Below are 13860 nucleotides of genomic sequence, written 5' to 3' on the forward strand. Positions count from 1 at the left end.
GGCACTTCCCAAAGACGAGCCGCTCCACACGGCTGCGGCCTATAAGGCTGAGGACATGCTTGATGTCCTTCGTCTCGTCTCCGCACCGACCGCGTTGCTCGGGGATGCGCGACCGAGGAGCGTCCTATGCTAGTCAGAATGATTGAGTTCGCCACCTGCCATAGCTTATACGCTCTTATTTGGCACTTGGTACCGGTCCGAGGACAGATGGCTTCCGTATCCGGTCGGACTCTTCAGCAGAGCAATCCGTTCGCGGAGATCTTGCTGAGGCAATTGCAGCCAAGCATCGGCCGTTACCGCGCTGACGTGAGTAGGAGCGGGATTGTCATTGACGGCGATTGCTTTGCCTGAGTTCGTCCCGGCTGTTGGACTTGCGCTGGGCGGTGGTACCGACGGGAGCTGGGCGCGGAGGCCTCCAGAGCGCAGCGCCAGATCCTGGCGCCGATGGCAGGTGAAGGCGAACTCCGAGGGCGTCTTCCATCCGAGCCGCGAGTGTGGCCGTGCGGCAGTCCGCGGTCTGCTTCCAGTAGCTCGCCTGTGCGTGCCACTGAACGTCCTCTAAGGTCTTCCCTTGGCATAGTGATCTGGCTTTCCATACTCTACGCTGCGGCTGCACCGGATGCGGCACGCGCCGGCCGCACTTGTTGTGCTTTGCGCGGCGATGCGTGGCAGGGCCGATGTTGTGGATCTACGATGCTGAGCGAGCGGTTCCGGCCGCGGAGCCGAACGCTGATCGTGGTCAGCACAAGTGCCATAGTCGTCGCTGCCTGATCTGCGCTCGCATTCGGACCCTTTGCGCCGACGTCAACAGCAAGCACCACAAAAGAGGCACTTTTTCAAAGCCTTGCTTCGCGAAAAGGCCACCGCGAGCGAAGATCGCGAGAGGCTCCAAGAAGTCAAGCGGGGCGCAAGGGAGAACTGTCCCTTCATGACGAATTCCGAACGAGGTCGTTTATGATCCGTCCGCTTCTTCTGAAGGGGTCCTTTTTTTGCTCGGCTGTATTAGTTGGGTAGCTCGACCATCCGGCCGCTCGCCAACAACATGGAATATACTGGTCGTATACCGCGCGAGCCTCCCGACCAAACGAATGCGCTCAAACTCAGGTTTCGGACAATCGAACGATGTCGGCCACGGGCAGGATCGACCTCGCCGAATTCGACGATTAGAGGCAAGCGCTTGGCCTCGGTGAGAATGCCGTTGAACCGTCTGGTTTTCCCCCGAGCCCAGATAGCCGGTGAGTACCGCGGCGCCAATCTGCGACGCAGCTTCAGGACGGCCGAGTCCTTGGATTACTGACGGCCCCTGGGGACCTTGCCGCCGTGTAATATTAGAGATGAAATTCGCGGTACCGAAAGCGCAGCACCGTTTGGCGCCCAAGGAAGGCCGGGTTTCGTCAACTCCTGCAGCGAGGCCAATCATGAGGCTGGCTCCCTTTGGGTCTCGATCGACGGCAGTGGCTCCCCGTGGAGCTTTGCTTCAAAGCTCCGCAGCCGCTGATAGATCGAGATCAGTTCGACAATCGTGCTCCACGAGTTGACGAGATACTGAAACGAGGTTCGCACTTGCGTGAACGCGTTCAGGATCTGGTTCATGGCGCCGAGGGTGATCTTGCCCGCGATGATCGTTGGCGCGAGCAGAAGGTAAGGAAAGATAACGTCAGTCTGCAAATAGACGATCCGTCCAATATTGAAGTACATGAAGTTCACATAAAGCCGGAAGTAATTCCGGCGAATGTCGCTAAACAGCACGCTTAATGTCGGCGCATTGGCACGCGCGGCATCATCCTCGCCGAGCACGAGCTCCTTGCGATAGGCCGCCTCGACCCGCTGGTTGAAAAATTCTATTCCGGGCAGGCGGATGCCGATAAGCGCGAGAACGCCGGTGCCCATGATCGACCAGATGACTGCGGCGAACACCAGCGGATAAGGAATCGAGCCGAGCAGAGGCAGCTCCGTGATGTTACTGGACAGCCTCACGAGAACCGGCAGGAAGGCCAAGAGCGTCAGCACCGCGCTGATGAGATTGACGCCCAGACCTTCCATGGTGCTGGCAAAGCGCATGGTGTCTTCCTGGACACGCTGGGAGGCGCCTTCGATCGTGCGCAGCCGTGGCCAGTTGGCGACATAGAAATCGTTCATCGCCGTGCGCCAGCGGAAGATGTAGTGGCTGACGAAAAATCGTGTCATCACGCCGACCAAGACGGCCACGAGCGCGATACCGGCAAAGGTCGATAGTTCGCTGTAGAACTGCGCGACTGTTACCGGCGCCGACTTCGAAAGTGCGGCCTGGACCAGATCATAGAACGGTCCATACCAGCTGTTGATCGCGACTGAGACCTGGACCTGGAAGTAAGAAGTGAACAGGATCAGCGCCGAACCAAAAATGGACCACGTCGCCCAGGGATGCGGGGCAAGCAACATCCATGCGGCCGCGAAGACCGCAACAGCTATCGCAAAATAGAGATCGAACCACAGCGCCGGAGCCGACCAGAACGTCGCAAGCCCGACCGGCTTGTCCGGCGCTTGAAAGACATTGCTGGCAAATCCATACCAAAACGCCATCGCCAACGCCGTCCAAAGGATTGACGACGCAAAGAACAACTTTGGTCGAGGGAAGAATGAAACGAACATGCTCGCTGTCCTTTATCGACTTAGAACTTCAGCTCAGAAGATGAACTCGCCGTGGTCATTGGCCACCTGATTCCTGACAAGAGGCTACTCGCGCGCACACCCAAGCGCTCGCGCAAAGGTGATGGAGCATCCAATATCTGGCGGCAAGCGCAGGAACGGTCGGCAAGCGTTGTCGGCGGTCTGGGCATTGGCGGTGTGGTAGGAAGCCTCGGGTGGAGAACGGCTCGCTGAACCAAAGCAAAATCCTTCGGGCCGCATCCTTCATCCGCCGAGGGCGCAGGTTGTGATTCGCATGCTCTGTCGACCGCGGGACACAGCGGCGTCTGCGACGAACGGGGCAGCATCTGCAGGACATTGATTCAATCGAATAGAGTTCATCTGATCTCTCGCGCCAATGGGTGCAACACGAGCGTAGTCGTAACGGGGTCTTTAGTGGCGGCACGGGACAAGAGCAAGAGTTTTGCAAAGCGCTTCACTCGTCTCACTTGCGGTTTGGTTTGCCACGATCTGACTTGCCGTGCGCTCTCTCCGCACAAATGAGCGGGCCGCTGCTCGCTCAGTCTTACGCAATCTACTCGCACGCGAAGGAGCATTGCGACGCTGTTGGAGATGATCTGCAACGACGCAACCTGACGCAGCGTCTGGTTCACGCATTTCTTTCGGTCCGAATGTTGCGATGCAGTTACAGCAATTCCCGCGCACGTTGTTAACACCCACGAGGCTCGGGGCACTCAAGACATGAGAGTAGAAATGAAGAAGTTGTTGCTTGCGACTGTGAGCATTGTGATGCTTGGCGCGGTGCCGCCCGCATTCGGCGCGGACCTGGCTGCGCAGCCGGTCCTGCCTCTCTACACCAACGCTCCGCAGGCGGTCGCGGCTGCAATCTACGACTGGAGCGGCCTCTACGTAGGTATGAACGGCGGCTTGGGCTCAAGCTCGAATTGCTGGGATTTCAATGGCCGCACGCCTGAGGGCTGCCATGATGCGACCGGCATGACCATAGGTGGACAGATCGGCTATCGATGGCAGATCGGCCACATCGTGGTGGGCGTCGAGGGCCAGGGGAACTGGGCTGATCTGAGCGGATCCAATCTCAGCATCCCATTTGCGGATTTTAACCAGAGCAAAATTGATGCGTTTGGTACGATCACGGGGCAGATCGGTTATTCGTTCGACAACGTACTGTATTACGTCAAAGGTGGCGCCGCAGTGACGAGCAACACCTATCAGGTCAACTCCGTAGTCGCGGGCGTGCAGTTCGCGAGCTCCAATAGCAGCCCTTGGGGCGCTACTGTGGGGGCCGGGATCGAATTCGGGTTCGCGCCGAACTGGTCGGTGAGCGTCGAATACGACCACTTGTTCATGCGGGATGCCGACGTGAACTTTGTCACGGCTACTGGTCCAGTGGGCGGCGATCGCATCCGCCAAAATTTCGATCTTATGACTGCACGTCTGAACTATAAGTTCGGTGGTCCGATTCTGCTTAAATATTGATCGGTACTTGCGTCGGTGGATCGAATGCCCCCGGCCCACGGGCCGGGGGCTTGTTTTGGGTGGGCGAGCATGGCGCGGAGCGCCGCGACTGGCGCGGTTGACCGGAGGCTAACCCAGGGAGCCGAAATCGCTCAGCACGATCGTCTCAAGATCGATGCGATATCCACATCTACTTCTGCAACCCGCAAAGCGCTTAGCAGCGCGGCACTAACGAGAATACCAAGGGTAGCTGCGGCAGTATTTCTGGAAGGCACAGACCTGAGCATCGAGAGCGCCGTCGTTCAGCTCCAGCAGGAAGGCGAAACAGTCATCTCCCTTTTCGCGCTGCACGCGCCCGCGAAGGGGTGATCGAGGTGCCTGTCACGGTCACGCCGCTCGGCTCGATCTCGCGACTGGAGGGCTCGATCTCGCGACTAGTGGCTCTGCACAGTGATTTTGACAGGTTGGGTCCGGCGGTCAGATTAGCTCCGGCAGGAGTTTCGGATCAACGAGGACCTCGATGCTGCGAGGCGTCCTTGGCTGCCGTCTGATGAGGCGGGCGCGTTCCAGTGTCAGGACCATCTGGTGAACCGTAGGCGGGCTGACGCGGAAATATTCCTGCATGTCGGTTTCGGCCGGGGGCCTGCGATGCAGCCGGGTATAGAGGTGGATAAAAGCCAGATACTGCCCCTGCGTGGGCGTGAAGGGTTTTGTCGAAGGACTCACGCCGGCCATCCGATTCAGTTGTTCGTGCGTGCCTCGAACGAGGAGGCACGCCATGAATGTACGCTATCGGGTCGAACTCAGCCAAATCGAGCGCACCGAACTGAGGGCACTGCTCAGCGGCGGCAAGCATGCGTCCCGCAAGCTCAAGCGAGCGCAGATTTTGCTGGCCGCCGATGCCGAGACCAGCGACGAGGAGATCGCAAGGAGCGTCGGCGTGAGCGGCTCGACCGTGTACCGGACCAAGCGACGCTTCGTGGAAGGCAATCTGGAGCGGGCGCTGAGCGAAGAGCCGCGTCCCGGGGCGGAGCGCAAACTCACGGGCAAGGAAGAAGCCTTGCTGGTGGCGACAGCCTGCGCCAGTCCGCCAAGGGGCCGTGCCCGCTGGACGCTAAAGCTGCTGGCGGGTGCGATGGTCAAGCTCACCGAACACAAGAGCCTGTCGCACGAGACGGTTCGGCGGCGCCTGGCCGAGAATGCCCTCAAGCCCTGGCGCAAAGACATGTGGTGCATTCCGCAGGTCGACGGCGAATACGTCGCCCGCATGGAGGATGTGCTCGACCTCTATGCCGAGGCACCCGACTCCAGGCGGCCAGTGGTGTGCTTCGACGAAAGCCCGGTGCAACTCATCGGCGAAACGCGTCAGCCCATCCCGGCCAAGCCCGGCAGGCTCGAACGTTACGATTATGAGTATCGTCGCAATGGCACGGTCAATCTCTTCGTTCTCCTCGACGTGCATCGTCCCTGGCGCAAGGTCAAGGTCACCGAGCGGCGAGCGGCAAGGGATTACGCCCAATGCATGCGTGATCTCGTCGACATCCATTATCCCGACGCCGAGATCATCCGGGTCGTCCAGGACAATTTATCGACCCACTCCGCCGGCGCCCTCTATCAGGCGTTCCCGCCCGCCGAAGCCAGGCGGATTTTGCGACGGCTCGAGTTCCACTATACCCCAAAACACGCAAGCTGGCTCAACATGGTCGAGATCGAAATCGGCGTCCTGCGGGGCCAGTGCCTGGATCGCAGGATCGACGACCCTAAGCGACTGCGCCGCGAAATCACCGCCTGGGAACGACAACGAAATGCCGCCCGCTCCCGCATCAAATGGATGTTCACAACAGACAAGGCTCGCGCCAAAATGGCTGGCGCCTACCCCGCCACTTCCAAAGAGTCATAATCCCTGTGACGAGGTACTAGAGGGCGCGGTCGATGATTTCGATGACGAGCGGGAGCGCTATCGCCGTCGTCCGTCGCTACGCCCCGTAGGCTGGCCTCGTAGCAGGCGCGCGATGAGGGCGACTTCGCTTTCGCCGCAGGGGAGGGCTGAGAAGCGCCGGCAATGAGGGGGGTGAAGAAGGCCCCTGGGACGGACGTGGAGGGGAGCGCTGAGAGCGCCATCGCAGCGTGATGAGGAAAGAAAGGGAGGCCCGCTTGCAGACCGGCCAGGCAGACAAGGCCGACATTCAAGCGCGCCTGCGCGATCCCGGTCCGTCGTCCTTCTGGGTTGCGAGCCGTGCTTGTCCAGATCGGACAGGGATGCTCGGCCGCAGTTGGCCTACAGAATCGGATGGTCCCGGCCGGCTTAGTGCTAAACAAGCTGGGCGCGTGAAGCATCAATCTTGCCCTGACGGGCCTTCCGGCGTGTCCGTTTACCGGCGGCGTCGGGGCGAACTTGTTCGGCTGGCAGGATCGTTTTTTTGAAGCTCAGCCCGGTCATGTCGCGTCGCTTTGCCTCAAGCGCCGGCGAGACAAAGCCCTTGCCTCACCTGCGTACGCGCGCCCTGAGCATCCGTAATACACGCCTGTTCGCAAGCAGGCCGTTAGCTCGCGGCGCAGCGCCCCGCGGCCTGAACGAAGGGAGCCTGATAGATAACTTCGTGGCTGATGCGCATCGTCTTGTCGTCCCGGAAGTCGATCGCAAGCGTCGGGCAATCTGCTCAGGGCTCCAGGCTTTGGCCCATCGCCGATTCTTGCGCGGGCCATGCCGGCCCCCTTCCACGGGACAGAAGGACCAGGAACGGGAGCGCCGGTTGGGGCTACGACGCCGCCAGCAAGTCTCTCCTCCACATAAGTGCGCAACGTTGCATTGAGCGCAAGCTTGGTCGGCTTGGGCCGGCGGGCGGATCGATCCGCATGCCATTGGGCAGCTGTTGCCCGACACTCCAAACCCCCGCCGCGGGTGGCCGCATTGCGCCGCAGTTCACGGGCGACTGTCGAAGCAGCCCGCCCCAGGCGCCGTCCAGTCTCCTGTATGGAATGGCTGTGTACCTTGAGAAGTGCGATCTCCTCGCGCTCAATCAACGAGAGGTACCGCCCGGAGGATAATCTGCTTCTCGACAGGTTGTGCAATCCGGCTTCGAGTGCAGCATCTTCGCTGCTTAACCCTGCGGCAATCGCCGCCAAAATTTATTCTTGTTCACTGCGCCTGCAACAGAGGGGCGTCCTGGCCATGGCAACCGGGCTCGTCCTGACCGCGCCGATATGCGCATTACAACGTTCATCGCAACCTCCAAACTCCGAGTGTTGCGACGGCCGTCTGAATCCGCCGGCTTGGCCGCAAATACGATAAATCATCGCACTGGACCGCGCGCCCAACACGGTGAAGCGCCGGACTTCCCGCTTGAGGAGCCTGCGTGATTGGTGCTCCGTGCGGACCGGAGTGAAACCGGACAAGGCGCGCCTGGCGAATGATGAACTAAGTTGTTGCAGCTATGACAGGTTACCATGGCCGAAATCGGCCAGCTCGGTCCTGAACATGGTGCCTGTCGTTTTTGACAGGTGCGGGCCGTCCCGAGATGTGGGCATGATCGCGGCTAAAGACGAGGGCCGCAGCTATGCGACGTTACTACTTCCCGATTTTCCACAACGGAGAGACACAGGCGGATGATGTGGGGGAGCTATTTCGCTCTGCTGAACTAGCGGTCCAATACGGCGCCCGTGTCGCTCAGGATATCGCCGGCGATCCCGAATATCACCGTGGTGCGGGCACGGTCGTAATCGTGGTTGACGCCCCGGATGCTGAGATCGCGCGGCACAGGGGCGGTAGTATAACCACTGCTGTATAGCACGGGAAGGGAGTGCGGTGTTGCGCCAAGACGCGGTTGTGATGTAGCAGCTAGAGGTGGATGACAACGCACAAAGATACTGCCATGGCACGCCAGGCGACGGCTATGATCGAGCAACAGGGATTCGGATATGTTTGAGCAGAATGAGCAATCTAATCTTACTGACAGCATGATCGTTCCCGGTAGCGATGCGATGGAGGAGTTTTGCGTTGACCTCACATCGCCATGGAGGCTGATCGACGGTCATCCCCAAAGCTTCGCGGTGGCAGCATCATATCAAGTGACTGCTAGTGGGAAGCGGTCACTTGGCTTCGCGCTGGCTGGATTGCCATTGTTGGCGTGAGGAGCGTTTTCTCGGACTTCCGGATTCCTCTGATCAAGAGCCGGAGGGTGCGGATGCCTGATCGGCTATCCGACCCATTTCATGTCCTGCGAGCTAATCGAGTAGGCGTGTATGTCTTGCGTTTCCACCCAGTTGAACATTGGGATGTCGGGCGGAATTGCGCCCCACGGAAGCGGCAGCTCAAATATCCCAGCCCCTGCGTCGACAAGACACGTCGGGGCCTAGGGGGGCGCGAAGCTCTGCTTCGTGCCACTGAGTTGACCTCCGTCCTTTAGGCTGACAGCGCATCTTCAACCCGGTTCATAGCCGGATGCGTCCGGTTGTTGACCTTGATCCACTCATTTGTGCGGCCGGCGATATAGCGCCGGTCGCGACGCTTCGAGACAATCCCCTCTCGGCCGCATTCGCGGGCCTTCTGGAACAGGTCCGGCCCGATCGCACCTGGTTCGAACGGTGCCACAAAGATGCGGTCGCCGGCGCAGCAGCCGCCGCTCCAGATTGCTCTTGCGCATGTCGAGCGGCAGCGGCCGCAGATCCTCCCCGCCAAGCACAAGGACGTCGAAGGCGCAAAACTGGACTTCGTGATCGTACTTCCGCGAATGTAGGGCGCTGAAGTCGGCGACGCCGTCGATGCCGAGCACCACGGCCTCGCCGTCGAGAACAAAGTGCTTCTCGCGGTTCTTTAATGCGGATTCGACAATCCATCGGTAGCGGCTGGTCCAGTCGTGGCCGTTTTTGGTGATCAACCGCACGTCATCGCCCCGGCGCGGCGCGCACATGCGGTAGCCGTCAAATTTAATTTCGTGGAAGCAGTTGAGGCCGGCCGGCACTTCGGCCGCGGCCGAAGATCCGGCACGACGCTGCGGTGTTATTTCGGCAAGTGAAGGGTGCCCGCCGCTAGACCGATGAGAAGCGGGAGGCCGACAATCAGCGACACCTCGCTGTTCGCGGCAGTGGTGGCTTTCTGGTGGCGTCGACCCATCGCGAGCGGGGCAGCGACTGCGAGAACTATCATCGGCTTCGCGCGGCCTATTGGGCGCAAGCCCGTGTGCCTGCAATGACAATCGCCGGGCGGAGATAGATCGCAAGGGTCTGAGTTCGCAAACTAGCTTCACCCAGGCCGGGCCAATGCCGGCTTTGCGCCTGCCGAGCGCTGTCCGATCGGCATTGCCTGGCGCACTGAGTTCATGGGCTATCGCCCGCACCGAAACGTCACCGCGACGCCCGGCATTTTCGTCGCCCTGCGGCGGCCCTCAAGGATGTGCTGATCGCCGGGCTGGACGCGCCGAACATGAGGGCGGGGCTTGGCGAACACTTCCATGTGCTTGAGGAGTCTCTCGATGGCCTGACCGCGCGCGGCATCGCCGCTGCGAACGGTTGGGGCGATCGCAAAGCCGGTGAGCCCAAGGCCGTGGCAACGGAGGATCTGGCCCTGGCGGCGTCGGCCGCGCTTGAGAAAAAGCTCCCGGCCTAGCAATGAAACCACGGTCTAGCCTCATTTGAGACTGGAATCGTCGATCAATATCTCCCGCGCGCTAGAGCGGGGGAGAATGCGAGACGTGACGAACGAGCGGCGACGTAACGTCTATGCTGCGCAGATATTGGTGGACGGCAGTCCTGTGCGGTGCAAGGTCCGCCACCTCACGGATTCCTCTGCGATCGTCCAAATCGATAACGCGCCTTTCGTGCCCGCGGCTTTCGGCCTGCGTGTACCAGGTGCTGGCTTGGATATTGATTGCTCCGTTGTGTGGCGTGATGAGCGCCGTCTCGCTGTGAAGTTTCTGAACTGACCGTCGATGTCTTTGTAGACGCGCGTTCCTATCCTGAACTCGGACCGTATTGAGTTGTAGGGATGCTGAATCCCGAGGTGACGTGCAAACTCGCGCGGGTTCTATCCCGGCGTCCTTTTTTCCCGGCCGGAGTGGAGCGGGCCGCCAAGCGGCTGCACGCTCAACAATTCGCTCGACGCCATCGAGCGGCATATTGGATTCCCGCGTTCACGCAGTAGCCGACATCAGCAGACGCTTGCAGGAATGCCCTGCGGCGCGCCTGCCGTTGCGCCCTAACTGGACCAGCCAGACGTGTGCTGCTGTTGGCGACGCTCATGAGCGCGCCGAAATTGAACAAACCCGTGGACCATGCGCGCGCGTATGCGGGAATGACACCAGCAGGGCGGTACTGTCGGCTGACACAGCCGGTAGCATTCCGCGCTAGCGCTCGAATATCTGGAACTGAAATCCCGAAATCGCAGTCAGCGGGACGGCCGATGCCGTGACGACGTTCGCGCCGATCGATTTGAATTCGTGCACGGTTGGCGGGAGCTCTTAGCGCACCCTCCGGAATGGACGGTAACGCGATTCGTTCTGCCAGAACAGTTGGCCTCGCATCAACAGGCGCCGCACCGAGTTGAAGGGCGAGTGGTTCATTAATTTGATGAAGGATCTTTTCTAAACTGGCACCTTTGGAGATAAAATGCGCCGACGTGTTTCGCGTACCGAGCTTGGCGGAGTCGGATCTAACCTACGCTAGCTTGGTAGCCAAACGCGAAGCGTTGAACGATCGCTACCGGAGCTGAATGCCGAGCGAGCGCTCTAAACTAGGCGGCGAAATCGAAGCTAAAAAGGCCGCGGCGGTCAGGGTCTCTCGCCTGGCGTAGCTGCGCTACTAGGCGATAGTCCGGATGGCTTGACCCTGTTGTCGGCGCGTCTGCGTGAAGTTGCCACCGAGATGGGCAATATCGAGGCCGCGCAGGAAACCCTTCGACGTCCTATCGAAGAACCCCGCGGCCGAGCCAGCGCGATAGTCTGTGCAACCCTGCGATCTGAATACGATCGCCGCCTCAGTCTCCTGTGCAAGTTGCTGACCGAGGTAGAAACGGCCCGTCAGTCGCAGGATGAATTGCTTGACGATCTTGACCGCGAAGATGTTATCTACAGTCGGTATTCCGCATTTTCTTGGCGATAGGCGCGATGGGAAAGTTGGATAGGTCAGTCTAAGGGATCCGAACGCGTCTCTGAGGTCGCGGACTGAGAGCCAATCCGCCGCAGTGTCAAGTTGCCTGGCGAAGACCGACACTCCGAATGCTCGGACTCACCAGCCGTGATTGCGCGCAAGATAAGGCAAGCGAAACGCCAAAGACGCATTGCAGCGAAATCGGCTGATACTATTTTCCGGCGTTCCGATTTCGTGGAATCAGCGTGGGATTGTGCGGCTGTGTTCGAAGAGAGATTTGCGAGACGTGCATTCGACAAGCACCTCGCGCGAAATCCAGATGTTGCCGCGCTCTGGGTGCACGATCCAAGCAGGCCACAGGGAGGGTATCGAAGGGCACGCTCTCCCTCAGGTCCGACAATATCGGCCTTTACTACTCGTTGACCCCGACTTCCAATGCGCCCCTAGGGCAGGAGGCATTAGCAACCATCGGCAACGGCACGGTCACGGAAGTCAGTGTGAGCTTCACGCCGATCGTTGAGGAGTGGGACGACAGCGGCGCCGTCCCCAGGCGGCTGATCACAGAGGCAAGGCTTTACGAGATTAGCCTCGTCATTTGGCGTGCTTACGGTGACGCAAGCTCGGCTCATATCAGCCGCGCAACGGTATGGCAGCCAAACGTTGCATTGAAGCGAAGATGCGTGCCCGCGCCCCGTTTCGCGCGTCTCTCCCATTCAAAAGTTGAGGCCAAATTGCCCAAACACTGCTGCCGAAAGCGCGCGCCCTTGTAAGGGGCGCGATCTCGTGCACCCCGAGCGCCCCCGCCGTCGGCATCACATCGTCGGCTTGGCTTGGGGCCGTTCCTCGCTGGCACTCGCCTCCGGTTCGAGGGCTGGTTGATCAGCCTTTAGGGATTACGACTTCTCCCGCGTCAACGTGGGGGGCGGCTTCTTTCAACCGCCCCTCCGACCAATCATGCCAGCACAAAGATGGCTCCCGCCAACATCAACCAATGAGGATATTCGATCGAAGGTACCATTCGTTGTTTCGGTTTGTGTCCTTCGAGCCTGCGCGGCTTTCATTTGGGCCAATTTTACGATATTTTCGCCTGCATGTCCGAGCACAAGTCTTGTCCGCCCTTTTCAGAATTGTCCCTCATCAAGGATAGGGTGGCACCGGGTTGTCGCATCGTATTGGCTGAGGCGGCCGGTCGAAGATTGTCCGGCAGGCTCGGCATTGTCCTTGGCCTGGGCGCTACGAGCAACCGGGTACGTGTGCTCTTAGACGGTTCCAAGCAACCGCTCACGCTTCACATTCGGTATTTGGATCTACGTGACTCGGGGCATAGCGACTAACTCAGCGTGCGGTCTATCGGCTCGCGACCGCAACTTGCCTTCCTTTTGTCGGAATTCGGGCACTAATTTTCGTTTTTGAAAAGTGGAGCAGTTACGTGGCTATGGGGACGGTAAAGTGGTTCAACCCGACAAAGGGGTATGGGTTTATCCAACCGGACAATGGCGGCAAGGACGTTTTTGTTCACATCTCGGCTGTTGAAAAAGCCGGTTTCACTTCTCTCGCCGAGGGCGCCAAAGTCAGCTTCGACATCGTGAACAATCGCGGAAAAGACTCAGCGGAAAATCTACGGATCGGTTGAGCCACCACATCAAAGACATCCCGCGCAACCAGCGGACCTTCCTGCCGACCAAGTGGGACAAGGACCGGAGCGCTAAGGGCGCGACAAACTGCAAACGCACCGGCGCCCATAAAGACCGGAAAGCCGAACGATTCCAGCCCTCATGGCTTGCGGCACGCCATCTGTGTTCGACTCGGCTGAGGCAGGCTGCACCCGGCCCCAGATTCGGGCGAAACGGACCACGAGAACTTGGCCGAGATCGAGACGTATACTGGCGCAGATGGCAATGGACAGTTTGGCTACCCCAAAAACCGGGTTAGCCGATTTCGACCCTAACGCATTGAATTTGCCAGAAGCTTTGGCGCTCGTAGCGGAATCGAACCGATCTCTGGATGAGGACGGGACGACGCTATGCGCTGAGTGATACGCTCTGCCGGCCCGGTCCTCCTGGATCTGGCTCCAGGCCCGGATGCCGATATTGCTGCGGCCTGGCGCTCGCGCCACACCCATTAGCGCGCTCCTCGCTGACAAAGGGCATGACGGCAACAACTTGCGCGGCGAAACCGTTCGCCGCGGCGCCAAGCCCACAATCCCATAAATCAGACCGTCACCCATCCCTTCAACAAACGCGCCTACACAAAGGCCGAGATGTCGTCGAACGCCCTACTAGCTAGCTTCAGGGCTCTATTGGTCAGTGTCATTTAACGATGCTGTCCAACGGATGTCATCGGAATGGATCGGCCAATCTCTCGATGGGTCTTCAGAAAGGCGGAGCCGGGCGATTAGTGCCCCTGTTGTGCCCCGGCTTTCTGGGGGCACATGCTTGGGGAATTGCATAGGTAAGTATCTGATCGAAAGAGCTAAATGGTGGGCGCACAAGGGATCGAACCTTGGACCTCTCCCGTGTGAAGGGAACGCTCTCCCGCTGAGCTATGCGCCCGGGACCATCATGCCGACGGCCGGACTTTCGGCCGGCCGGCACATCGGAGCCCGCGATTTAGAAGTGCGGGCCAAAGGTGTCAAGTTTCCAGGCGCCTCGAAGCCGGAAAACCTTCCGTCAA

The 13860-nt window shown here is 59.8% G+C and carries 10 protein-coding genes, 1 tRNA gene and 1 pseudogene; 7 read left to right on the plus strand and 5 right to left on the minus strand.

Annotated features, from left to right (window positions below; translation table 11 throughout):
* Positions 1–1416: 1416 nt before the first annotated feature.
* Entirely contained in the window at positions 1417–2631 is a 1215-nt protein-coding gene (gene sbmA / locus AB7245_RS08220) for a peptide antibiotic transporter SbmA (protein ID WP_439034182.1), read from the minus strand.
* 750 nt (positions 2632–3381) lie between these two features.
* Here sbmA and AB7245_RS08225 point away from each other — a divergent pair.
* Positions 3382–4125 (plus strand): outer membrane protein, encoded by a 744-nt coding sequence (locus tag AB7245_RS08225; RefSeq protein WP_439034183.1) that lies wholly within the window; start codon positions 3382–3384, stop codon positions 4123–4125.
* A gap of 757 nt (positions 4126–4882) precedes the next feature.
* Complete coding sequence (locus tag AB7245_RS08230; RefSeq protein WP_063981152.1) at positions 4883–6004, plus strand: IS630 family transposase; 1122 nt, start codon at positions 4883–4885, stop codon at positions 6002–6004.
* 411 nt (positions 6005–6415) lie between these two features.
* Here AB7245_RS08230 and AB7245_RS08235 read toward each other — a convergent pair whose 3' ends face one another.
* Both AB7245_RS08235 and AB7245_RS08240 read right to left on the minus strand, forming a co-directional pair.
* Complete coding sequence (locus AB7245_RS08235) at positions 6416–6544, minus strand: hypothetical protein (protein ID WP_439034184.1); 129 nt, start codon at positions 6542–6544, stop codon at positions 6416–6418.
* 83 nt (positions 6545–6627) lie between these two features.
* Positions 6628–7328, minus strand: a pseudogene (locus tag AB7245_RS08240) (transposase); the annotation flags it as partial.
* 333 nt (positions 7329–7661) lie between these two features.
* Here AB7245_RS08240 and AB7245_RS08245 point away from each other — a divergent pair.
* Together AB7245_RS08245 and AB7245_RS08250 are read left to right on the plus strand one after the other, a co-directional pair.
* Positions 7662–7892 carry a DUF6894 family protein gene (locus AB7245_RS08245; protein WP_439034185.1) on the plus strand — a complete coding sequence of 77 codons (231 nt, stop codon included), beginning with the start codon at positions 7662–7664 and terminating at the stop codon, positions 7890–7892.
* A 130-nt stretch (positions 7893–8022) separates the two neighbouring features.
* Positions 8023–8235 (plus strand): hypothetical protein, encoded by a 213-nt coding sequence (locus AB7245_RS08250; protein ID WP_439034186.1) that lies wholly within the window; start codon positions 8023–8025, stop codon positions 8233–8235.
* A gap of 338 nt (positions 8236–8573) precedes the next feature.
* On the opposite strand, the gene AB7245_RS08255 is transcribed toward AB7245_RS08250, so the two are convergent.
* Positions 8574–9065, minus strand: a complete 492-nt coding sequence (locus AB7245_RS08255) for an ATP-dependent DNA ligase (RefSeq protein WP_439034187.1) — start codon at positions 9063–9065, stop codon at positions 8574–8576.
* Between the two features lie 431 nt (positions 9066–9496).
* On the opposite strand from AB7245_RS08255, the gene AB7245_RS08260 reads away from it, so the two are divergent.
* The 3 genes from AB7245_RS08260 to AB7245_RS08270 all read left to right on the plus strand — a co-directional run bounded on the left by AB7245_RS08260 (position 9497) and on the right by AB7245_RS08270 (position 12820).
* A complete protein-coding gene (locus tag AB7245_RS08260; protein WP_439034188.1) occupies positions 9497–9709 on the plus strand; it encodes a hypothetical protein in 213 nt (70 codons plus the stop codon).
* Positions 9710–11432: 1723 nt separating this feature from the next.
* Positions 11433–11957, plus strand: a complete 525-nt coding sequence (locus AB7245_RS08265) for an HK97 family phage prohead protease (protein WP_439034189.1) — start codon at positions 11433–11435, stop codon at positions 11955–11957.
* A 659-nt stretch (positions 11958–12616) separates the two neighbouring features.
* Positions 12617–12820: a cold-shock protein gene (locus tag AB7245_RS08270; RefSeq protein ID WP_439034190.1), complete on the plus strand. Its 204-nt coding sequence runs from the start codon at positions 12617–12619 to the stop codon at positions 12818–12820.
* A gap of 844 nt (positions 12821–13664) precedes the next feature.
* Here AB7245_RS08270 and AB7245_RS08275 read toward each other — a convergent pair.
* Positions 13665–13739, minus strand: a tRNA-Val gene (locus AB7245_RS08275).
* Positions 13740–13860 lie beyond the last annotated feature (121 nt).

This window comes from Bradyrhizobium sp. 604_D8_N2_3 (genome assembly GCF_051810765.1).
Classification (GTDB): domain Bacteria; phylum Pseudomonadota; class Alphaproteobacteria; order Rhizobiales; family Xanthobacteraceae; genus Bradyrhizobium; species Bradyrhizobium barranii.